Origin of the sequence: Methylohalobius crimeensis 10Ki, from assembly GCF_000421465.1 — a bacterium.
Taxonomy (GTDB): domain Bacteria; phylum Pseudomonadota; class Gammaproteobacteria; order Methylococcales; family Methylothermaceae; genus Methylohalobius; species Methylohalobius crimeensis.
In genome coordinates, this window is record NZ_ATXB01000001.1 from 206,093 (window position 1) to 228,001 (window position 21,909).

Annotated in this window: 19 protein-coding genes; 7 read left to right on the forward strand and 12 right to left on the reverse strand. The window is 59.6% G+C overall.

All coding sequences use genetic code 11. The features are described 5' to 3' along the window. Window positions 1-7: 7 nt before the first annotated feature. A complete protein-coding gene (locus H035_RS0101060) occupies window positions 8-514 on the reverse strand; it encodes a dihydrofolate reductase (protein ID WP_022947161.1) in 507 nt (168 codons plus the stop codon). 176 nt (window positions 515-690) lie between these two features. On the opposite strand from H035_RS0101060, the gene H035_RS0101065 reads away from it, so the two are divergent. Both H035_RS0101065 and H035_RS0101070 read left to right on the forward strand, forming a co-directional pair. Further along, entirely contained in the window at window positions 691-1,680 is a 990-nt protein-coding gene (locus H035_RS0101065) for a YjgN family protein (RefSeq protein WP_022947162.1), read from the forward strand. After that, on the forward strand, window positions 1,680-2,714 hold the full coding sequence (locus H035_RS0101070; RefSeq protein WP_022947163.1) for a M48 family metallopeptidase: 1,035 nt from the start codon (window positions 1,680-1,682) through the stop codon (window positions 2,712-2,714). The genes H035_RS0101065 and H035_RS0101070 overlap by 1 nt, the downstream gene beginning before the upstream one ends. 247 nt (window positions 2,715-2,961) lie before the next feature. Here the strand turns inward: H035_RS0101070 and thyA are convergent, their stop codons facing one another. The 6 genes from thyA to H035_RS0101100 all read right to left on the reverse strand — a co-directional run bounded on the left by thyA (window position 2,962) and on the right by H035_RS0101100 (window position 10,706). After that, window positions 2,962-3,756 (reverse strand): thymidylate synthase, encoded by a 795-nt coding sequence (thyA, locus tag H035_RS0101075; protein ID WP_022947164.1) that lies wholly within the window; start codon window positions 3,754-3,756, stop codon window positions 2,962-2,964. A 3-nt stretch (window positions 3,757-3,759) separates the two neighbouring features. After that, complete coding sequence (lgt, locus tag H035_RS0101080; RefSeq protein ID WP_022947165.1) at window positions 3,760-4,554, reverse strand: prolipoprotein diacylglyceryl transferase; 795 nt, start codon at window positions 4,552-4,554, stop codon at window positions 3,760-3,762. A 2-nt stretch (window positions 4,555-4,556) separates the two neighbouring features. Then, on the reverse strand, window positions 4,557-6,986 hold the full coding sequence (gene gyrB / locus H035_RS0101085) for a DNA topoisomerase (ATP-hydrolyzing) subunit B (protein ID WP_022947166.1): 2,430 nt from the start codon (window positions 6,984-6,986) through the stop codon (window positions 4,557-4,559). A gap of 22 nt (window positions 6,987-7,008) precedes the next feature. After that, window positions 7,009-8,067 (reverse strand): DNA replication/repair protein RecF, encoded by a 1,059-nt coding sequence (gene recF / locus H035_RS0101090; RefSeq protein WP_022947167.1) that lies wholly within the window; start codon window positions 8,065-8,067, stop codon window positions 7,009-7,011. A gap of 29 nt (window positions 8,068-8,096) precedes the next feature. After that, entirely contained in the window at window positions 8,097-9,527 is a 1,431-nt protein-coding gene (locus H035_RS0101095) for a hypothetical protein (protein ID WP_022947168.1), read from the reverse strand. A gap of 93 nt (window positions 9,528-9,620) precedes the next feature. Next, window positions 9,621-10,706 (reverse strand): NAD(P)H-quinone oxidoreductase, encoded by a 1,086-nt coding sequence (locus tag H035_RS0101100; RefSeq protein WP_321162841.1) that lies wholly within the window; start codon window positions 10,704-10,706, stop codon window positions 9,621-9,623. 425 nt (window positions 10,707-11,131) lie between these two features. Here H035_RS0101100 and H035_RS0101105 point away from each other — a divergent pair, with 425 nt between their 5' ends. Both H035_RS0101105 and cysZ read left to right on the forward strand, forming a co-directional pair. Next, window positions 11,132-11,809 (forward strand): PEP-CTERM/exosortase system-associated acyltransferase, encoded by a 678-nt coding sequence (locus H035_RS0101105; RefSeq protein WP_022947170.1) that lies wholly within the window; start codon window positions 11,132-11,134, stop codon window positions 11,807-11,809. A 66-nt stretch (window positions 11,810-11,875) separates the two neighbouring features. After that, complete coding sequence (cysZ, locus tag H035_RS0101110) at window positions 11,876-12,619, forward strand: sulfate transporter CysZ (RefSeq protein ID WP_022947171.1); 744 nt, start codon at window positions 11,876-11,878, stop codon at window positions 12,617-12,619. A 27-nt stretch (window positions 12,620-12,646) separates the two neighbouring features. Here cysZ and mtaB read toward each other — a convergent pair whose 3' ends face one another. From mtaB to H035_RS0101135, 5 genes are all read right to left on the reverse strand, one after another. Continuing rightward, window positions 12,647-13,927 (reverse strand): tRNA (N(6)-L-threonylcarbamoyladenosine(37)-C(2))-methylthiotransferase MtaB, encoded by a 1,281-nt coding sequence (gene mtaB / locus H035_RS0101115; RefSeq protein ID WP_022947172.1) that lies wholly within the window; start codon window positions 13,925-13,927, stop codon window positions 12,647-12,649. A gap of 2 nt (window positions 13,928-13,929) precedes the next feature. Further along, window positions 13,930-15,159 (reverse strand): nucleoside recognition domain-containing protein, encoded by a 1,230-nt coding sequence (locus H035_RS0101120; protein ID WP_022947173.1) that lies wholly within the window; start codon window positions 15,157-15,159, stop codon window positions 13,930-13,932. Between the two features lie 204 nt (window positions 15,160-15,363). Next, window positions 15,364-16,725 carry an adenylosuccinate lyase gene (gene purB, locus H035_RS0101125; protein ID WP_022947174.1) on the reverse strand — a complete coding sequence of 454 codons (1,362 nt, stop codon included), beginning with the start codon at window positions 16,723-16,725 and terminating at the stop codon, window positions 15,364-15,366. Then, on the reverse strand, window positions 16,713-17,864 hold the full coding sequence (gene mnmA, locus H035_RS17620; protein ID WP_022947175.1) for a tRNA 2-thiouridine(34) synthase MnmA: 1,152 nt from the start codon (window positions 17,862-17,864) through the stop codon (window positions 16,713-16,715). Before mnmA ends, purB begins: the two co-directional genes overlap by 13 nt. After that, window positions 17,861-18,307 carry an NUDIX hydrolase gene (locus tag H035_RS0101135; protein ID WP_022947176.1) on the reverse strand — a complete coding sequence of 149 codons (447 nt, stop codon included), beginning with the start codon at window positions 18,305-18,307 and terminating at the stop codon, window positions 17,861-17,863. The genes mnmA and H035_RS0101135 overlap by 4 nt, the downstream gene beginning before the upstream one ends. 129 nt (window positions 18,308-18,436) lie before the next feature. Here H035_RS0101135 and H035_RS17625 point away from each other — a divergent pair, with 129 nt between their 5' ends. The 3 genes from H035_RS17625 to clpA are packed head-to-tail and all read left to right on the forward strand — an operon-like array spanning window position 18,437 to window position 21,904. Then, a complete protein-coding gene (locus tag H035_RS17625) occupies window positions 18,437-19,207 on the forward strand; it encodes a hypothetical protein (protein ID WP_022947177.1) in 771 nt (256 codons plus the stop codon). Window positions 19,208-19,248: 41 nt separating this feature from the next. Beyond that, window positions 19,249-19,608, forward strand: coding sequence for an ATP-dependent Clp protease adapter ClpS (gene clpS, locus H035_RS0101145; RefSeq protein WP_022947178.1), 360 nt, complete (start codon window positions 19,249-19,251; stop codon window positions 19,606-19,608). Between the two features lie 22 nt (window positions 19,609-19,630). Continuing rightward, the gene (gene clpA, locus H035_RS0101150; RefSeq protein WP_022947179.1) at window positions 19,631-21,904 is read left to right on the forward strand and encodes an ATP-dependent Clp protease ATP-binding subunit ClpA; all 2,274 of its coding nucleotides are present in this window, start codon (window positions 19,631-19,633) and stop codon (window positions 21,902-21,904) included. Window positions 21,905-21,909: the final 5 nt, after the last annotated feature.

Sequence of the window (21,909 nt, forward strand, 5' to 3'; positions counted from 1 at the left end):
ATCGATATCAGGCCGTCCTTTCCAGGAGGATGAAACTGTAGGGATGGGGAAAATCCGGGTTCGCCGGCCGATCTTCCCGCGCCACTTCCCGCCACGAGTGAATCGACCATTCGGGGAAATAGGTATCGCCGGAATAATCGGCGTGGATCAAGGTTAAATAGATCCTTTGGGCCCGGGGCATCAGCGCGGCGTAAAGCGTCGCCCCGCCGATCACCATCAATTCCGTTTCGCTATGGTTGGAACCGATTTCCTGTGCCCGGGCCAATCCCTCTTCCAGGGAATGCACCACTGAGCAGCCGGAGGGATGAAAAGCCGCCGAACGGCTGACGACGATATTGTGCCGTCCCGGCAGGGGGCGCCCGATGGACTCGAAAGTGCGCCGCCCCATCAAAAGGGGTTTGCCCCAGGTGATTTTTTTAAAACGGCGCAGGTCTTCCGACAGATGCCAGGGCATTCGACCATGGCAACCGATCACCCGGTTGCGCGCCATGGCGACGATCAGGTTGATTTGCAAGCGATCACCTCTCTGTGTGAATGAGTCGTTCAAGGCAAGGATTCGAGCATCTTCGGAAAGGGAACGAGAGCGGCGTCCCTGCTCGTTGCTGAAATTTATACCATAATTGTATGGGAAGCCTTGGAGGCGTCACAACACTGCCTCCAAGAATGGTTCATTGGAGTAGGATGCTTAGGATGGAGGACCGAGATTCATTGACGCCCTTTCGTTTTACCGGCGAAGGCGGGGAATACTTCAAAATCTGGATTGTGAATGTGGCGCTGACGATATTGACCCTGGGTGTGTATTCCGCGTGGGCGAAAGTTAGGCGCGAGCGTTACTTCTACGGCAATACCTGGCTGGGGGACCATGCCTTCGAATATCTGGCCAGCCCCACGGAGATTCTCAAGGGGCGGGCGATCGTCTTTGCCGTTTTATTGGCGAGTGCGGCGATCGCCCATTATTATCCGCTGGCCGAGTCGGTGTTGGGCTTGCTGGTTTTGGTTGCGACTCCGTGGGTGGTGGTCAAGGCGTTGCAATTTCGGATGCGGAAATCGGCATTCAGGAATATTCGTTTCAACTTCGACGGGACGGTTTGGGAGGCCGCAAAAGCGTATTTGTGGTGGCCGTTTTGGATGCCGTTCACCTTGGGATTGCTGTTGCCTTATGTGATTTATCGGCAAAAACGGCTTCGGGTGGCGAATAGCCGTTACGGGGCCACGCCGTTTTCCTTTCACGCCCGGCCAGGGGATTTTTACCGGGTTTCGGGTAGATTCCTGGTGATCGCAATCGGGGGCGGCGTGCTGGCCTTGCTGCTGGGACTGGCGATTCCCGCGGTGGGCGCGGCGGTGGTTTCCGTTCCCCTGGCGTTCTTTTTGTATGCCTATTTTCAAAGTCGCGTGCAGAACGTGCTGTTCAATCACACGCGCTTGGGGGCGCATGGCTTTCAGAGCCGCTTGGAGGCGGGCCCCCTGTTTTGGATCTATCTGACCAACGCGCTGGGGATGGCGCTGACCCTGGGTTTGTATGCGCCATGGGCCCAAGTGCGGTTGGCGCGCTACCGGGCGGAAAGACTGGCTCTGGCCGGCGAAAGGGATCTGGACGCGTTCGTCGCCGACCAGGTGGAGCGTGTCGGCAGTTTGGGCGAGGAAATGAGCGAGGCTTTCGACATGGACATCGGCCTGTGATGACGAGATTGGAGGGCTATTATTACGATGGGCGAAGTGCCCGCGGCCATCCCGCCGAGGCGATTCTCGGGCGCGACGGCCGATTGTCGCTGACCCGGGCCGGGCAGACCACGAGTTGGCCGCTGCGGCAAGTCCGGATCAGTTCCCGTCTGGGCGGGACGCCGCGGCATTTTTATCTGCCCGATGGCGGCAAATTCGAAACTCTGGCCAACGACGACGTGGATCGGGCATTGGATGCGCTGGGCTTGCACGCGGGTCAGCGTTGGCTGCATCGTTTGGAGTCCCGCCTGGGATGGGTGGTGCTGTTTGCCGCGGCGGTGGGGCTTTTCAGTTGGGGCTTCGTCCGTTACGGCGTGCCCATGCTCGCCCAAGGGGCGGCGTTCGCCCTGCCCGCCGAAACCAGCGCCGAGGTGGGGCAGGGGGCTTTGGCGATCATGGATCGGACCCTGTTCCGACCCAGCCGTTTGCCGCCCGAGCGCCGGCGAAACTTGCAGCAAGTGTTTAGCCGGCTGGTGGCCGCCCAGCCACCGGACTACGCCTATCGATTGGTGTTCCGGCGCGGGGAGAAAATCGGCGCCAATGCCTTCGCCCTGCCTTCGGGTACCATCGTCATGACCGACGAACTGGTGAAGCTGGCCCGGCGCGACGAGGAACTGCTGGGCGTGATGGCTCACGAAGTCGGGCACGTGATTCACCGCCACGGACTGCGGCGGTTGATTCAGGATTCCCTGGTGGCGATGCTGATTATTTGGGTGACCGGCGACCTATCCGCGTCCAGCTCCCTGGGAGCGGCGCTGCCGACTCTGCTGGTGGAGCGGCAATATTCGCGCGCTTTCGAAACCGAAGCGGACCGTTTCTCGGCGGCGTATTTCTGTAAAGAAGGCCTCGATCCGGCCCATTTCGCCGCGCTCCTGGAACGATTGGAGGAAGCATTCGGTGGTGGAGAAATGGGCTATCTGGCCACCCATCCGTCCACCGCGGAACGGATCGCTAAGGTGCGTGATGCTTGTCCGGCGATGCGTTTTACTTTCTGACGCTGCCTCAAAACTTGTGTGAGGCTCGTCATCGCGATTACCGTTATCGCCCTCTCCCGATGGCGGATGGGGTTGGAGTGAGGGTGATTTAAAATAAAAATATTTTTCATTTCAATTAGATCCACCCTCTTCCTCCAAGAGGGAGAAGGGATCTTTACTTTTGCGATACTTCCCGCCCTCGAAAAGGGGAGAGAGAGTAATATGAGCGATTAGCTTATTTTCATAGGTAGGGGCGGGTCGTCCCTGATTAGACCGCCACCGGCGCCTTGATGTGGGGATGGGCTCGATAGTCGTGGAGTTGGAAATCCTCGAATCGGTAATCGAACAGCGACGGCGATCGGCGCAGGATTTCCAGACGCGGCAAGGGATAGGGTTCTCGTTCCAGTTGCAGGCGGGCCTGGTCCAGGTGGTTCGAATACAGATGGACGTCGCCGCCGGTCCAAATCAATTCCCCCACCTTCAGCCGGCATTGATCGGCCACCAGATGGGTCAATAGCGCATAGCTGGCGAGATTGAAGGGCAGCCCGAGAAACACGTCCACCGAACGCATGTTGAACAGGCACGACAAGCGGCCGCCGGCGACGTAGAACTGGAACGCGTAGTGACACGGCGGAAGGCGCATTTGGGCCAGTTCGCCCACGTTCCAGGCATTCACCAGCAAGCGGCGGGAATCGGGATCGCGCTCAAGCGTTTCCATGACCTGGCTCAATTGGTCGATGGTTTCTCCGCTTGCCCCCTTCCAGGCACGCCATTGCTGGCCGTAGACCGGCCCCAAATTGCCCGCCTCGTCGGCCCATTCATTCCAGATGCGGACCCCGTGTTCGGCGAGGTAACGGATGTTGGTGCTGCCGGACAAAAACCACAGCAGTTCGTGGGCGATGGAGCGCCAGTGCAGCTTTTTGGTGGTGAGGAGGGGGAAGCCCGCGGAAAGGTCGACGCGCAACTGGCGGCCGAAGACGCTCAGGGTACCGGTGCCGGTGCGGTCGTCTTTGGGGGCGCCGTGATCGAGAATGTCCCGGAGTAGGTCGAGATAAACGCGCATGATTCATTCCCTGGCGGTGGCCGGCGATGGGCGTCGGTAGGCGAAGGCAAGCAAAAGCAAACCGGCGAGGATCATGGGGGTGGACAGCAATTGGCCCATGGTCAGCCAGCCGAACGCCAAGTAGCCGATGTGGGCGTCGGGCTCGCGGATGAATTCCACCAGAAAGCGGAATGCGCCGTAGAGCAGCAGGAAAAGGCCCGAGACCGCCATTTGGGGGCGGGGTTTGGCCGAATAGATCCAAAGCACCGTAAATAAGACCAGGCCCTCCAGAATCGCCTCGTAGAGTTGGGACGGATGGCGCGGCAGGGGGCCGCCGGTGGGGAACACCATCCCCCAGGGCAGATCGGTTACCTTGCCCCAGAGTTCGCCGTTGATGAAATTGCCCAGCCGGCCGAAGAAGAGACCGATGGGCACCAAGGGGGCGAGGAAGTCGGTGACCTCGAAAAACGAGCGCCGGTGCTTGTGGGCGAACCACCCCATCGCCGCCAGTACCCCCAACAGTCCGCCGTGGAACGACATGCCGCCTTCCCAGACCCGAAAGAAGCTCCACGGGTCATGAAGGAGCACCGGAAAATTGTAGAACAGCATGTAGCCGATCCGGCCTCCCAGCACCACGCCCAAGGCGCCGTAGAAAATCAGGTCGTCGATGGCCTCGTTCCGCCAATCGTGCCGCTGGGCCCGCCGGCGTGCCAGGAACCAGGCGCCCAGGAAGCCGATGACGTACATCAGGCCGTACCAGTGGACCTTGAGGGGACCGATTTGAACGGCGACCGGATCGATCTGAGGGTATGGCAGCATGGTTAGATGTCCAGGTTCTCGACCGCCAGGGCATTGTCTTCGATGAAGCGGCGACGCGGTTCCACTTGGTCGCCCATCAAGGTGGAAAAGACCTCGTCGGCGGCCACCGCATCCTCGATGGTGACCTTCAGCAAGCGGCGACTTTCCGGGTGCATGGTGGTTTCCCACAATTGATCGGGATTCATTTCCCCCAAGCCTTTGTAGCGTTGAACTTGCTGGCCCTTGCGGGCTTCGGTCATCAAGGCCGCGAACGCCTCCTTGAACTCGCTCACCCGGTGTTTGCGTTCGCCGACCTGGAGCACGCTCGTCTCCCCGCACAAACTGGCCGTTTCCTGGCCGTATCGGGCCAGTTTGAGATAGTCCGCCGAATGGAAAAAGCCGGGGGCGACTTCGAAGCTTTTGGTCACGCCGTAGAGACGTTTGTGGATCGTCGCTAGAAACGCGTTGCCGTTGTCTTCGAAAAACGCCAATTCGACCGTGTATCGGGTGGGACGGCTGGGATCCCGGTTGAGGTAGGCCTCCAGAGCCTCGAACCATTCCCGGCAGGCCTTTTGGTCATGCAGGAAGGATTCTTCGAAGGAGGGCAGATGGATCAGCGCTTCCAGGAATGCTTCGTCGTAATGCAGGCTGTGACGGTGAATGACGTCGCGCACCGTCAGATACGCGCGCACCAGTTTCTCCAGCCCGGCGCCCTTGATCGGCGGCGCGTCCGGATCGGGCAGCAAGGCCGCTTGATCGAGCGCCATCTGGAGGAGGTATTCGGCCAACTCGTCGTCGTCCTTGACGTAGTGCTCCTGTTTGCCCTTCTTGACTTTGTACAAGGGCGGTTGGGCGATGTACACGTGGCCGCGTTCGATCAGTTCGGGCATCTGGCGATAGAAAAAGGTCAACAGCAAAGTCCGAATGTGGGAGCCGTCCACGTCGGCGTCGGTCATGATGATGATCCAGTGATAGCGCAGCTTGTCCGGATCGTAATCCTCCTTGCCGATGCCGCAGCCCAGGGCGGTGATCAAGGTGGCGATTTCGTCGGAGGAGAGCATTTTGTCGAATCGCGCCCGCTCCACATTGAGGATTTTCCCCTTGAGGGGGAGGATCGCCTGGGTCCGCCGATCGCGACCCTGCTTGGCCGAACCGCCGGCGGAATCGCCCTCCACGATGAACAATTCGGAATGGGCGGGGTCCTTCTCCTGGCAGTCGGCCAGCTTGCCGGGCAAACCGCCCATGTCCAAGGCGGTCTTGCGGCGGGTCATTTCGCGCGCCCGACGCGCCGCCTCCCGGGCGCGGGCCGCTTCGATCACCTTCCCCGCAATGGCCTTGGCGGCGGACGGATTTTCCCACAGAAATTCCTGGAACTTATCCGTCACGACCGCTTCCACCACCGGCTTGACCTCCGAGGAAACCAGTTTTTCCTTGGTTTGGGAGGAGAACTTGGGGTCCGGCACCTTGACCGACAAGACCGCGGTCAGTCCTTCGCGGATGTCGGCGCCTTCCGGATGGACTTTGTGCTTCTTGGCCAGGCCCTGGGCGTCGATGTGCTGATTGACGGTCCGGGTCAGGGCCGCGCGGAAGCCGGCCAAGTGCGATCCGCCGTCCTTTTGCGGAATATTGTTGGTGTAGCAAAGGGTGTTTTCCTGGTAGGAGTCGTTCCATACCATGGCCACTTCCACCCCCATGCCGTCCTTTTCCGCCTGGCAATAAAACACCTTGTCGAACAAGGGGGTCTTGTTCTTGGCCAGGTGACCGACGAAGGCCCGGATGCCGCCGTCGAACTGGAAGACGTCCTCGCGGTCGTTGCGCTCGTCGTGCAACACGATGCGTACCCCGGAGTTGAGGAAGGACAGCTCGCGCAGGCGTTTGGCGAGAATGTCGTAATGGAATTCGATATTGGTAAAGACTTCCGGACTGGGCTGAAAGCGCACCTTGGTGCCGGTGTGCTTCTTGGCCGGGCCGACTTCCTCCAGCGGCGTGACCGGTTCTCCCATGCGGTAGGTCTGACGGTAGTGCTTGCCGCCGCGCTTGATTTCCAGCACCAGTTCTTCCGAGAGGGCGTTGACCACCGATACCCCCACGCCGTGCAGGCCGCCGGAGACTTTGTAGGCGTTGTCGTCGAACTTGCCGCCGGCATGGAGGACGGTCATGATGACTTCGGCGGCGGGTCTGCCTTCCTCTTCCATGACGTCCACCGGGATGCCGCGCCCGTCGTCCTCCACCGAAACCGATCCGTCGGCGTGCAGGGTGACGTGGATATTCCGGCAATGGCCGGCCAGGGATTCGTCGATGGCGTTGTCCACTACCTCGAACACCATGTGATGGAGGCCGGTGCCGTCGTCGGTGTCGCCGATGTACATGCCGGGACGTTTGCGTACCGCTTCCAGTCCCTTCAGGACTTGGATCGTGGAACTGTCATAGGCTTGGGTTGCTGTTTTGCTCATAATTTTCCAAAAGGTTGCCGAATCAATTCGGTGTGATGACTCCCCGTTCCAGCCGGAAGGTTCGGCCCGCGCGGGGGCCAAGACGGGGGAGCGCCTCCGGATGGGTGGCGGTGATAAAAATCTGGATATTGAAATGGACGATCAAATCGGTCAAAAGTGCCTGATTCTCAAGGTCTAATTCGGATGCCAAGTCGTCGATCAGGAGACAGACGGGACGCGCCGGCAAGCAGGTCTGCACCAAGGCGAGGACGCAAGTCAACAGCTTCATCTGTCCACGGGAGAGACGGCGACGAACCGGTCGTCCCGCATCGTACAGGGTAAAATCGTCCCGGTGTGGACCGCTATGGGTGCAGCCGTGGCGGATGTCCCGATCCAGGTCGTCGTGCAAGGCCGCTTCCAGGCTTTTACCGCCCGCCCAGCCGGGAAGATAGCGGAGCTCCAGCTCCGTCCCCAGCTCCGCTTGCTCGGCGACTTCCTTGAATCGGATTTGCAGGGCCTCCACATAACGACGTCGGCAAATCTCGATTATTTTACCGTATTTCACCAGTTCCCGTCCCCATAGGATAGCGGCTTCGCGCCGGCCGGATTTGAGGACCGCGTTGCGTTGCTCCAAGGCGCGCCGATAGCGCCGCCAAGCGGGTAAATAATCCGTTTCGGCATAGAACGTCCCCCAGTCCAGAAATTGGCGCCTCGCTTTGGGCGCGTCTCCCAGGAGGGTATGCAGCGTGGGATCGATGAATTGAACCGGCAAGGCGTGAAGCAGCTCAGCGCGTGCGTCGACAATTCGACCGTCCAACTTCAAGCGGCGCTCTCCTTCGGCAAATCCTACCCCCAGGGAAATTTCCCGTTCCTCCCTAAAAATCCTGCCGGCGACACTGAAGCGATCGGTTCCATGAGCGATCAGGTCCGCGCTCCGTGGCGTGCGGAAGGAGCGTCCCCGGCCGAGCAGATAGATCGCCTCCAGCAGGGAGGTTTTGCCGCTGGCGTTGGGGCCGACGATCAAATTAATGTGGGGGTCGGGCCGGAGGGAGCTCGCTTGGAGGTTGCGCAGTTGGTGAATATCGAGGCGTAGCAGCGACATTCCCTCATGATACCCGACTCTGTAGCGGCTTACCCGTAGAACAAGCGATAGGCGCAGAAATCATCCGTCCATTCCAGGAGACGGAGGATTTGGGCCTCCCGGTCGCCGATCCATATCTGGACGCCGGGTTTGATGCGTGTCGGCGGGAGAATCAGGGCCGCTTCCCGCTGCCGGGCTTGGATGATTCCGATCGCGGGCGTGGGGCCTTGGCCGGGGATGATGGCCTGAACGTGCTCCACTTTGCCGGCGAACAGATCCAGGCCGAAGCGAACCTTACTGTCCTGGAAGCTGGTTTGAAGCCAACGGACCACCGCCGCGATCCGGGTTTCGTCGAGCAGTGTCAGGATCACCAAATCACCCGGGCGAACTTCGATGTGTTCAATTTCCAATACCGCGACCGGATCGTCCCGCCGCTGCCTGAGCCGACCGTCGAGTCGCCGATGGACGCGGCTGACCCTTTCCGACGGGGCGGCGGGTTCGGCGGCGGCGAAGGGCGCATGATCCAGCGGCGTGAGTTCGAACTCGGGAACCGTCAACCATTCGCCGGACGCCGGGGAACGGGAGTGGCGGCGTTTGAGTTCCGCCATCGCGCTTTCCCGCCGGCACCACAATTCGTCGACCCGGCGGTCGGAGGTGTATTCCTCTCCCCCTTGCGGTTGACCGAGATGATGGCGCAGGCGCCGCAGCAATGGCGGGGCGCCCTCCTCCGCGGGCGGCGGCGCCATGTTCAAGTAGAGGCATAAATCCGTTGCTTGCTTGAACTCGGGAGCGGCTCGCCGGGGACCGTGGGGTTGGGATAAATCGAGATACCAGCCGTCCGTGGAAGGGGTGTTGTTCAGCTCGATGGCGTGTCGATGCCGGGAGAGGAGCAGGAATAGATCACCCAGGCGTTCGGGGGCGAATCGCATGGGCGCCAAGGCGACGAACATGACGGCGTGCTTGAACGCTTCCAGGGGCGTTTCTTCGGCGTTTCCTCGCGTCGGATCCGCCACCGGCCGGGTCAGCCAGCCCCGGGTTTGTCCTTGTCGATACAGGCGATATAGGCGCTGCCACACACTGGAACCGATCGGCTCGCCCAGTTGCAGAATGCGCACCAACATCCAGCCCAGCGATACCAAAGCTCGGTGACCCGCGAGAGGTGCCGATTCTTCCGTGAGGCTTTCGTAGCCGGCGGCCAATTGATGATGGAGGAAGACACTCAGCTTGGCGGTGTTGCGGGCGGTTTCCGACAACGGCGCGGCGAGGCGGGTGAAGTCCCGAGCCAGGATTTCGGAAGCGGTGTACACGCTGGGTCGCAGGGTTTCCAAAAGGGCGATTCGAGCCTCGGCCGGGGCAATGTCGGTCATCGCCTGAAGCACGGTGTACAAATGCCGGCTGCGCGTCTTGGGAGGCGCCGAGTCCATTTGGGCGAGCCATTGGGCGGCGGCTTCCGGCCGTAATTCAAAAGGCAAATTGGCCATAAATTTCAGTCATGCCTCGTCGTCTTTCGGCGGGGAGTGATTTCTGCGGGATTCCTTCGCTATATTTAAGTTTAGTCCAAGCGACGCCAAGGCTTAGGGAATCAAAACGATTTTGCCGATGTGCTCGCAGTTTTCCAGAATCCGATGGGCGTCGGCGGCCTGCTCCAGGAAAAGCGTTTTATGGAGGATGGGCCGTACTTCCCCGCGCTCGAGAAGCGGCCAAACCCGAGTCGACAATTGACGGGCGATGGCGGCCTTGAACTCCGGATCGCGGGCGCGCAGGGTGGACCCGGTGAGCGTAAGCCGCTTGAGAAAAACGTCGGGAAGCGAAATTTCCCCCTTGGCGCCGCCCTGGGCGGCGATGATCACCAAGCGCCCCTCCGTGGCCAGCGATTTCAGATTGGCGTGAAGATAGGGACCGCCAATGATATCCAAAATAATGTCCACCCCTTTTCCGTGGGTGAATCGAGCGATGCACTCGGCGAAATCTTCCCGGCGGTAATGGATGGCGCGGCGGGCGCCCAGCTTTTCGCAGAATCGGCGTTTGGCCTCGCTGCCGCAAGTGGTATAGACCTCCGCCCCGCGCAGGGCCGCGGCAAGTTGGATGGCGGTGGTGCCGATTCCGCCGGCGCCGCCGTGAACCAGCAGCCGCTCACCGTCTCGGAGGCGTCCGCGCTGGAAAACATTGGCCCAAACGGTGAAAAAAGTCTCCGGCAGCGCGGCCGCTTGCACCCAATCCAAACCCGCCGGAATCGGCAGGCAGGTCAGCGCCGGCGCCGTGCAGTATTCCGCGTAGCCGCCTCCGGTAACCAGGGCGCACACCCGGTCACCCGGGCGCCATGCCCGAACATCGCCCCCCACCGCAACGACGGTCCCGGCGACTTCCAGGCCGGGAAGGTCGGAAGCCCCGGGAGGCGGGGGATAAAAGCCCTTGCGCTGGAGAATGTCCGGACGGTTGACGCCGGCGGCGGCCACTTGGATAAGTACTTCGGTCGGCCCCGGTGCCGGGACGGGGCGACGGGTGATTTGCAGCATCTCGGGGCCGCCCGGCGCCCGGATTTCGACGGCGCGCATGGCTGACTGGGGCGTTACGGGCGGTTTGCGATCCGTCTTCTCGGGCGCGTGTCCTCGGGGGGCGGCTTCCGGCTGTTGCAATCGGTTTTTTGGGCGACGATTCATGGAGTGCGGATCGATGGAAGTATTCGGAGAATTGTACTGAATAGGGAGAATTCGAATCTAATTCGGTTCCTGATGATAAAAAAACAACAAGTTACAAAAAACTATTATGCATGTCGCTGTATGGCGACATGCATAATTCGTTATTTAACAAATAGTTACTAAAAAAATCGAAAAAAGTGTCGCCTTTTGGTATCAAAAAATGCGCGAATTGTCATACAAATTCTATTTTTTTTGCGTTGTGAGCATCGTTGGCACGGTTCGTGTATTAATTGTGCCCGGGGGTTGGGATAAGCGATCGGACTCGTTTGAGTTGGCATTAAGCAACGAAAGTGTGCCGGTGAGAATACTTCAGGAACGTTCTCACTGGTTCTCATGGTGAATGTCGACAACGTTCTAAGCGAAAGAAATAATAGGGAGGGATGTATATGTTCGACGGTCGTTATCGGGCCATTCTTGCCGACACCGATGAGAGTCGTTCCATTCATTATCAGTTACGTTATCAGGTTTACTGTTTGGAAAAACGCTTCGAGCCGGTCGGCCGTTTCGTCGATCGCATGGAAATCGACGCTTTTGATGGCCATTCCGTGCATTTCTTGATTCAGCACAAAGCCACCGGACGATGGGTGGGCACCGCCCGTTTGGTGATCGATGAACCGGATCGATTGCCGATGACTCGAATCGCCGATTTTTCCCTCCAAGATTATGACGTACATGGGCGAAGTTTTGCCGAATTGTCGCGCCTATCCATTCTTAAATCGTTTCGTCGTGGGAGCCAGCAGCAGGTGGTTAGTGAACCTGAGGTGCTGTTGGGGTTGATTCGCGCGGTCAAGGATTACAGCGAGCAAACCGACATTGATTACTGGCTCTTTCTATGCCGACGATCGATCATGCGAGTGGTGGGCAATTTGGGGATGCAAATGGATGTGATCGGCGAACCGTGCGAACATCGAGGCATCCGGATGCCGTATCTGGCCACATTGGCCAGCGCGTTCAATGGTATCGCGCACCGTTCGGCGCCGGTCCACGCCATGTTTTCCCGCAAAAATACCTTGGTGCCTTATTCCTATTTGGCCAGATCGGCGACGCTGGCGGCTTGCGCTTGAATCAAACGGATACTTTTCCATTTGACCGGGGTTGTACAATGGCTTTTTTGCAGAAAAAGTACAACCATGGAAACATTCGCTTACGATACCAAAAAACTGAATAATCCGGTTTACGCCTTGCGCTGTCTCGGCCAAGGAATGGCTTTGTTGGGACGTCCCCAGCTGCGCAAGTTCGTGCTGATCCCTTTGTTCATCAATTTGATTCTATTCGCCGGCGCTTTCACATTGGCGGGGTATTTTTTCGCCGATTTCCTGGACTGGTTGATACCCGGTTGGTTGGATTTCTTGCGCTGGCTGCTATGGCCACTGTTCGGCCTGGCATTCATCCTGATCACCTTTTTCAGCTTCACCCTGGTGGCCAACTTGCTGGCCTCGCCGTTCTACGACAAGTTGGCCGAGCGGACCGAAGAACTGCTCACCGGCATACCGCCGCAACCGCCGGAGAAAAGTTTTGCCAAGGCGGTGATTCGGGAGATGGGCGCGGAGTCGAGGCGGCTGGCTTATTTTGTGTTGCGGGCCATTCCCTTGGCGATTCTGACGCTGATCCCGGGCGTGAATTTGATCGCGCCGTTCCTGTGGCTCCTGTTCAACGCTTGGTTCATGGGATTGGAGTATACCGCATATCCGCTCGCCAACCACGATATTCTGTTTCCCGAGCAGCGTGCATTGCTGGCCAAGGTGCGATTGGGCAATTTGACCGTGGGCGGCGTGGTGATGTTCGGCGTGGGGGTTCCCTTGCTCAACATCGTGATGCCGCCGGCGGCGGTCATCGCGGCGACGGTCTATTTCGTCAATGCCCGGCGGGATTAGTTTGCGATTCAGATTCATGGGGGCACTTCAGGCCGGTTCCGCCACCAGTTGATCGCCCTCCGCAGTAAGCGCATTCAGACGGGCCGGGCGGATGGCGTTGGTCAGATCGATTGCGTCCGGAACCGCCATTTGCACCCGGAGGTAATGGGGGGTATAGCCGGAAAAGATCCGCCGGCCTTCGATTTCCCGGGCTTTCTCCCACAATATCGGTTCGACGTGGCCCAAATGCCGCTGGAGAGCGTCCCGGCGTAAATCGGCAGCCAGGGCGTGCAATCTGCGGCTGCGGTCTTTTTTCGTCGCTTCCGGGATTTGATCGGGAAATGCGGCGGCGGCGGTGCCCGAGCGCGGGGAATAGGTGAAGATATGGAGATGGGCGAAGCCGATTTTTTCCACCAACGCCAGCGTTTGCTGAAAGTCTGCCTCGGTTTCGCCGGGAAATCCGACGATGATGTCGGAGGTCAAGGATAGGTCCGGGCAATGCCGGCGAAGATCGTCCGCCAGACGGCGAAAATCGTCCCGACGGCAGCGCCGCGCCATGCGCTTGAGGATCGCGTCGGAACCGCTTTGCAAAGGCAAATGAAGATGCGGCATCAGGCGGCGGTTTGGAAACAGCTGGAAGAAACCCGGCGTGAGTTGCCACGGTTCCAGCGAACCGAGGCGGAGGCGCGGCAGATCGGTTTCTTCCAGAATGGTTCGAATCAAATCCGCCAGTTCGAGCCCCAAGTCGCTGCCGTAGCCGCCCAGATGCACGCCGGTGAGAACCGCTTCTTGAATCCCCGCGGCGCGAAGGGCTTGGATCTCCGTCACGATGTCGGCCACCGGACGGCTGCGTTCTTCTCCCCGGGCCACGGTGACGATACAGAAGGTGCAGCGGTGACGACAGCCGTCCTGGACTTTAACGAAAGCCCGCTGCCGACCGCGGGTGAATAGGGCGGCGGCATCGTCCGGGGAAGGCGAATCGTGATGGGCGCCTACCAGGTTTCGGGTCAGTTCCACCAATCGGTCCTTGTCGCGGTTGACCACCACCAGGTCGACCCCCAGCGCGTCGGCGGCCTCGGCGGGCTGCAAAGTGGCGTAGCAGCCGCTCACCACCAGGCGGGCGCCGGGATTGGCCCGCTGCAGGCGCCGGATCATTTGGCGCGATTTACGGACCGCCTCTTGGGTGACGGCGCAAGTATTGAGCACCACCACGTCCGCTTGTTTCGCCGGAACGATTTCCGCGCCGACGGTGCGGAAGCGGCGTGCCCAGGCTTCCGATTCCGCCTCGTTGAGGCGGCATCCCAGGGTTTCGAAGGCAACGTGTAACATGGTCAACCGAAAAACCAATAAGCGATAAGTATGGCCGCCGTCAGGCCGGCGCCGTCCGCCAGAAGACCGCAGCCGAGGGCGTGGCGCACGTTCCGGATGCCCACCGCCCCGCAATAGACGGCGAGGACGTAGAAAGTGGTTTCGGTGCTGCCCTGCATGATGGCGGTCATTCGGCCGGCGAGCGAGTCGGGGCCGTGGGTGTGCATGGCGTCGATCATCATGGCCCGCGCGCCGCTGCCGCTGAAGGGCTTCATCAAGGCGGTGGGGAGTGCGTCCAGGAACCGGCTGTCGACGGAATAACTTTTTAGAATACCACGCAGTCCATCCAGAGCCAAGTCCAGCGCACCGCTGGCGCGCAACAGGCCCACCGCGGCCAGCATCGCCACCAAATAGGGGATGATCGTGACGGCGGTCTGGAACCCCTCCTTGGCGCCTTCCACGAAGGCATCAAAAGCGTTGACGCCGCGCACCAGCGCGGCGATCAGAAAGGCTGCGATGATTCCCAACAGCAGGAAGTGACTGAGTTGGGCCGAGCGTTGTTGCAATGTATCTTGATCCATTCCGCTGAGCCAGATGGCGATGCCGGCGATCAAGCCGCCCAGTCCGAGAAGGTAGGCCAGGACTGCCGGATCGAAGAGTTTCAACTTCTGGACCGTCGCCACCGCCAGCAAGCCCACCAGGGTCGAGCAATAGGTGGCCAGCAGAATGGGCAGGAACACATCGGTGGGGTTGGCGGCACCCAGTTGGGCGCGGTAGGTGAACACCGCCACCGGCACCAATGTGACGGCCGAGGTGTTGATGACCAGAAACAGGATCTGGGCGTCGCTCAAGGTATCCGGCTTCGGGTTGAGCGCTTGGAGCTCCCGCATGGCTTGAATCCCCAAGGGCGTGGCGGCGTTGTCGAGCCCCAAGGCGTTGGCGGCCAGGTTCATGGTGATTGTCCCCAGCGCCGGATGATCGGAGGGAACCTGAGGCATGAGGCGGCGGAACAGGGGGGTCAAAAGGCGGGTGAGCAGACTTACCGCGCCGGCCTGCTCCCCGATTCTCAGGATGCCCAGCCACAAGGCCAGTACGCCGGTCAGCCCCAGGGAAATTTCGAAGCCGGTTTCGGCCATGTCGAACAGGGCTTCCATCATTCGCCCCAGCACCTTTGGGTCGTCCTGGATCAGAAAACGGAAAGCGCCAGTGGCGAAAGCGATCAGAAACAGTCCGGTCCAAACGCGATTCAACATGGCGGCCACCGTATCGTGACGACGGTACGAACGAAAAAGCCCCGGACGCGGCCTTGCGGGCGCGTGACGGGGCAGGGCTGCCGGAGAGGGCGGAGGGAGGAGGGGATAGAGGGCAGATTCACCGCCGTCCTGCCGGGCAACCCCGGTTTGAAGTGTGGCACATGGAGTAAATTATTATGTGAACTGGGTCACATAATTAAACGGTTAAATGCTTTCCGCCAGTTTTTGCGCCAGGCCGAGATAACCCGAAGGTCGCAGGGTTTTGAGTCGGGTTTTGACTTCGTCCGGCAGGGCCAGGCCGTCAATGAAAGCTTGTAACGCTTGCTCGTCGATGCGGTGGCCGCGAGTCAGCTCCTTGAGCTTCTCGTAGGGCTGTTCGATGCCGTAACGGCGCATCACCGTTTGAATCGCCTCGGCCAAAACTTCCCAATTGGCATCCAGGTCCTCGGTCAGGCGGGCCTCGTCCACCTCCAGTTTGGCGATCCCCTTGAGGGTGCTGTGCAGGGCGATGCGGATATGGGCGACCGCGGCTCCGATATTGCGCAGCACGGTGGAATCGGTCAGGTCCCGTTGCCAGCGGGAGATGGGCAGTTTTTCCGCGAAATGCCGGGCGAGCGCGCAGGCGATCCCGAGATTGCCCTCGGCGTTTTCAAAATCGATGGGATTGATCTTGTGGGGCATGGTGGAGGAACCCACTTCCCCGGCAACGCTTCTTTGCCGGAAGTAGCCCAGGGAAATATATCCCCACACGTCGCGATCGAAATCGATCAGAACGGTGCTTATTCGGCTCAGGCAGTCGAATAGCTCGGCCAGATAATCGTGGGGCTCGATCTGGGTGGTATAAGGATTCCAGGCGAGCCCCAATCCTTCCACGAAGCGCCTGGAAAGGGCTTCCCAATCCACTTCGGGATAAGTGAGGCAGTGGGCGTTGTAATTGCCCACTGCGCCGTTGATTTTGCCCAAGAGCTCGATTTCCGCCAATTGACGGCGTTGACGTTTGAGACGATACACGCTGTTGGCGATTTCCTTGCCCAGGGTGGTGGGCGTGGCCGACTGGCCGTGGGTGCGGGACAGCATGGCCAGGGGCGCGGTACGATGGGCGAGCGCCGTCATTTCCGCCAGCACCTCGTCGAGCAAGGGCAAAAGCGCTTGCTCGCGCCCTTCCCGGAGCATCAACCCGTAGGCCAGGTTGTTGATGTCCTCGGACGTGCAGGCGAAGTGGATGAATTCCGACACGGCGGCCAATTCGGGGTGATCGGCGATCTTTTCCTTGAGGAAGTATTCCACCGCCTTGACATCGTGATTGGTGGTGCGTTCGATGGTTTTAATCCGGGTGGCGTCGGTTTCGTTGAAATTGGCGCTGATTTCTTCCAGAAAACGCTTGGCATCGGGGGATAAGGCGGGGACTTCGGTAATTGCCGGTTCTTCGGCCAGCGCCTCCAGCCAGCGCACTTCCACCTGGACCCGATAGCGGATCAGGCCGTATTCGCTAAAAATGGAACGGAGCAGATCGTTTTTGTCGGCGTAACGACCGTCGATGGGAGAAATGGCGGTTATTCCGTGCATGGGACAGCTTCTTGAGTTGATGATGTTTTAAATGCGGTCGGAGCCGGCGTGCCGATGGTTTCGATAATGCCGCCGCCCAAGGTCGCCTCGGCGGCGTAGAACACCACCGACTGGCCCGGCGTCATGGCACGTTGGGGACGGTCGAAGGTGACCCGGAAGCGGTCGGTGCCGATGCGTTCCACCCGGCAAGGCTGATCGGGCTGGCGGTAGCGGATCTTGGCGGTGCAGCGGAAGGCGTCGGCCGGCGGGGCGCCGGCCAGCCATTCCATTTGCGCGGCCTCCAGCGTCGCATGAAACAGCCGGGGATGATCGTGACCTTGGCCGACGATGAGCACGTTGCGCTTGAGATCCTTGTCGACCACATACCAAGGCCGACCCGACGTGCCGGCGCGACCGCCGATGCCGAGCCCCTGGCGTTGGCCGAGGGTGTAGTACATCAAGCCGGCGTGTTCGCCGATGACGTCCCCGGTTGGGGTTTCGATGGGGCCGGGTTGCGCCGGCAGGTAGCGTTGGAGGAAATCGCGGAATTTACGCTCTCCGATGAAGCAGATGCCGGTGCTGTCCTTCTTGGCGTGGTTGGCGAAACCGGCTGCGGTGGCGATGGCGCGGACCTCGGATTTCTCGAGATGACCGATGGGGAACAGGGTGCGCGACAGGGCTTCCTGGCCCATGGCGTAGAGGAAATAACTCTGGTCCTTGTTGGCGTCGAGGCCGCGCAAAAGCTCGAAGCGGTCGTCACGCTGCCGGACCCGGGTGTAGTGGCCGGTGGCGATGGCATCACAGCCCAGGTCCAGGGCGTAGTCCAGGAAAGCCTTGAATTTGATGTGCTTGTTGCACAGGATGTCCGGATTCGGCGTGCGGCCGGCGCGGTATTCGGAGAGAAAGTGACTGAACACCGCGTCCCAGTATTCGGCGGCGAAATTCACCGTGTACAGCTCGATGCCGAGCCGGTCGCAAACCTTCTGGGCGTCTTCCAGGTCGCGCAGGGCGGTGCAGTATTCGGTGCCGTCGTCCTCGTCCCAGTTTTTCATGAACAGCCCGGTGACGTGGTAACCGGCTTCCAGAAGCTTGAGGGCGGTCACCGAGGAGTCCACGCCCCCGGACATTCCGACGATGATGTTGTGAATCGGCTTTTTCATAGGTATGTCTGTAGCGCTGCCAAGGGAAATCGTTGGCCTTGTTCGTAGGCGGCGATGGCTTCCATGACCAAGGGGCTGCGCAATTCATCCCGGCAGTGTTCGATTTCCGCCCGGCTCAGCCAGCGAGCGGCGATGATGCCCTCGTCCAGCGGCCGGTCCGGATCGTGCGCGTAAAGCTTGCCGGTGAAGGTAAAGCGCAGGAAGGTCAATGCGGCGTCGGGTACTCGATACAATTGGACCGCCACCAGGGTGCGCGGTTCGAACCGCCAGCCGGTTTCCTCCAAGACTTCCCGCGCCGCCGCCTGGAGCAAGGATTCGCCTTCCTCCAAATGACCGGCGGGTTGGTTCCAGACGCGGCGGCCTTCGATTTCCTCTTCGACCAATAAATAACGGCCGTCCCGTTCGACCACGGCGGCCACGGTTACGTTGGGTTTCCAGACCATTGTATCTCTGTCGCTAAAATCAATAGCTAATTTTACTTGATTTCCTCCGTTCGTACTTGCCAAACCGGATGCCGGGGGAAAATAATGATTTTCAGTCGTCCGTAAATTCACCGCCAGCGAGATTGTACGATGTCCTACGATTTGAAGAATCTGCCGTTTTCGGTCAAAGTCTTATTTACCTCCTATCTGATCATCATCGCCATGGGGTACTTTATCGCCATGCTGCAGATTCTGTTCACCCATGGACTGGCCGACAGCAAGTTCGGATTGTCGATTCAGGATATCGTTTACAGTTACTACGGCAATCGTTCCGGCTCCAAGCTGGAAACCATGCTCAACGGCTCCATGGAGCCCTATGCCCCGCCCGAGGAGCGTTTTCGAATTATCCAATGGGTTCGCGACGGGGCTTCCCAAGCCGCCTATGCAAAAAACATCCGGCCCATTATTCAAAATCGCTGCGTGATGTGCCATAACGCCGATTCTCCCCAGCCGGATTTTACTCGCTTCGAGGCGGTGAAGAAGCGCGCCGCGACCGATACCGGCGCCACCATCCAGTCACTGGTGCGCGTGTCGCACATTCACTTGTTCGGCATCGCCTTCATTTTCATGTTCGTAGGTATTATTTTTTGTTTCGCGGCCGGGGTGTCCGAATATTTGAAAGGGTTGGCGGTGGCGATGCCGTTCATTTTCCAGTTGACCGACATCGCCTCCTGGTGGCTGACCAAATTGTCGCCCCATTTTGCCTGGCTGGTGATCGCCGGCGGGGCGGGGATGGCGATGTCGTTCGTGTTCATGTGGATCTTTTCCCTTTATGAAATGTGGATTTTGCCGATGCAGCAAAAACGTGCCGGCCTTCGGACCGAATCCTATTTGAATTATTTGCGTCCCAACAAAAGCTGAACCCGAAAGGAAGAATCCGGTCAAATGGAGTAAGGTGAATCATGGCGTTCAATAAATTTCGCGAGCCTGTCTTGTCGCAATATAATGACGAAAAAACCGACGAAGGCGGGTCCGGCACGGCGGTTCAGGAAACCCGGCCCAAGCTCAAAAAGCCGCCGCTGTACAAAGTAATTCTACTCAACGACGATTTCACGCCGATGGATTTCGTCGTCGAAGTGTTGATGCGGTTTTTCGTGATGAACGAAGAGCAAGCCACCCGCATCATGATGCATGTGCATACCCGGGGAGTGGGCGTATGCGGATTGTTTTCCAGGGACGTGGCCGAAACCAAGGTGCAACAGGTTAACGAATATGCGAGGCGCCACCAGCACCCGTTGTTATGTACGATGGAAGAAGCCTAACTGAACAATAAAGAGTTTTGTCATGCTGAGCAAAGAACTGGAACACTCTCTCAACGCGGCATTTAAATACGCCCACGAAAAGCGCCACGAATACATCACCGTGGAACACCTCTTGTTGGCGATGTTGGATAACCCTTCCGCCGTCGAGGTGCTCAAGGCGTGCGGCGGCAACCTCGATCAACTGCGCCGGGAGTTGGTCCAGTTCCTGGACGAGACCACGCCCCTGCTCGCGCCCGGGGTGAATCGCGAAACTCAGCCCACCCTCGGCTTCCAACGGGTTTTGCAGCGGGCGGTGTTTCAGGTTCAGTCTTCGGGCAAAAAAGAAGTCAGCGGCGCCAATATTCTGGTGGCCATTTTCAGCGAGCAGGATTCGCACGCGGTTTATCTGCTTCATCGGCAAGACATCACCCGCCTCGACGTGGTGAATTTCATCTCCCACGGGATCTCCAAGACCAAAGAAGACAGCGAACCGGAGGCCCCGTCCCAGGAAATGGGCGAACCCGGTGACGAGGCCCCCGCCGGCAATGCGGTCGACCCGCTGGAAAAGTACGCCACCAATCTCAACGAGGCCGCCCGGGCGGGCCGCATCGATCCGCTGATCGGCCGGGAAGGAGAGATCGAACGAACCGTTCAAGTCTTGTGCCGGCGGCGCAAGAACAACCCGCTGTTGGTGGGCGAGGCCGGGGTAGGCAAGACCGCCATCGCCGAAGGCTTGGCCAAGAAGGTGGTCGAAGAGGAGGTGCCCGAAGTCCTCAAGGATGCGGTGATTTATGCCCTCGATCTCGGAGCGCTGGTGGCGGGTACCAAATACCGCGGCGACTTCGAGAAGCGCCTCAAAATGCTTTTGGCGCAGCTCAAGCGGCAACCGGAGTCGATCTTGTTTATCGATGAAATTCATACCATTATCGGCGCCGGCTCGGCTTCCGGCGGGGTGATGGATGCTTCCAACTTGATCAAGCCGGTGCTGGCTTCCGGAGAACTGCGCTGCATCGGCTCGACCACTTACCAGGAATACCGGGGCATTTTCGAGAAGGATCGGGCCTTGGCGCGCCGTTTCCAGAAGATCGACGTGCATGAACCGAGCGTGGCCGAGACTTTCGAAATTCTGAAGGGGTTGAAGACCCGCTTCGAAGAGCATCACGCGGTCAAATACAGTGAACAGGCGTTGCAAACGGCGTCGCAGCTTTCCGCACGCTACATCACCGACCGCCATTTGCCGGACAAGGCCATTGACGTGATCGACGAAGCCGGCGCGCGCCAGCGGCTGTTGCCCGAGGATCAGCGCAAGGACGTGGTGGATACCGAGGAGATCGAGTACATCGTCGCCAAGATCGCCCGCATCCCGCCCAAGACGGTTTCGGCCAGCGACAAGGAGAAGCTGCGCGATTTGGAAAAAAATCTGCAGATGCTGGTATACGGACAGTCGGAGGCGATCGGGGCGCTTTCCTCGGCGATCAAGCTGGCCCGGGCGGGATTGCGCACGGAGCACAGGCCCATCGGCGCCTTTCTGCTGGCCGGTCCCACCGGGGTGGGGAAAACCGAGGTCACCCGGCAACTGGCCAAACTGCTGGGGGTGGAATTGATCCGCTTCGATATGTCCGAATACATGGAGCGCCATACCGTCTCGCGCTTGATCGGCGCGCCCCCCGGTTACGTGGGTTACGATCAGGGCGGGTTGATGACCGAGGAGGTCAACAAGCATCCCCATGCGGTTCTGTTGCTGGACGAGATCGAGAAAGCCCATCCGGACGTGTTCAATCTGCTATTGCAGGTGATGGACCACGGTACTTTGACCGATAACAACGGACGCAAGGCGGATTTCCGCAACATCATTCTGGTGATGACCACCAACGCCGGGGCTATGGAGTCGAGCCGAGCCTCGATCGGTTTCACCCCCCAGGACCACACGACCGACAGCATGAAGGCGATCGAAAAGACGTTCTCTCCCGAATTTCGAAACCGGCTCGACGCGATTGTCCAGTTTCGCTCCCTGGATCGCAAAACCATCGGCCAAGTGGTGGACAAGTTTATTTTCGAGTTGGAATCCCAGCTGGCGGAGCGTGGCGTCACTTTGCAGCTGACCCCGCAGGCGCGGGAATGGCTCGCCGAGCGCGGCTACGACCCGCAAATGGGTGCGCGGCCCATGGCGCGCGTGATTCAAGAGCATGTTAAAAAGCCGCTGGCGGAGGATCTCCTATTCGGTCGCTTGACCGAAGGCGGTCATGTGAAGTTCTACGTTCAGAATGGAGAACTGAAATTCGCGGTGGATGAAAGAAAGCCGCTGGCGCCGGCGTGAAAGGG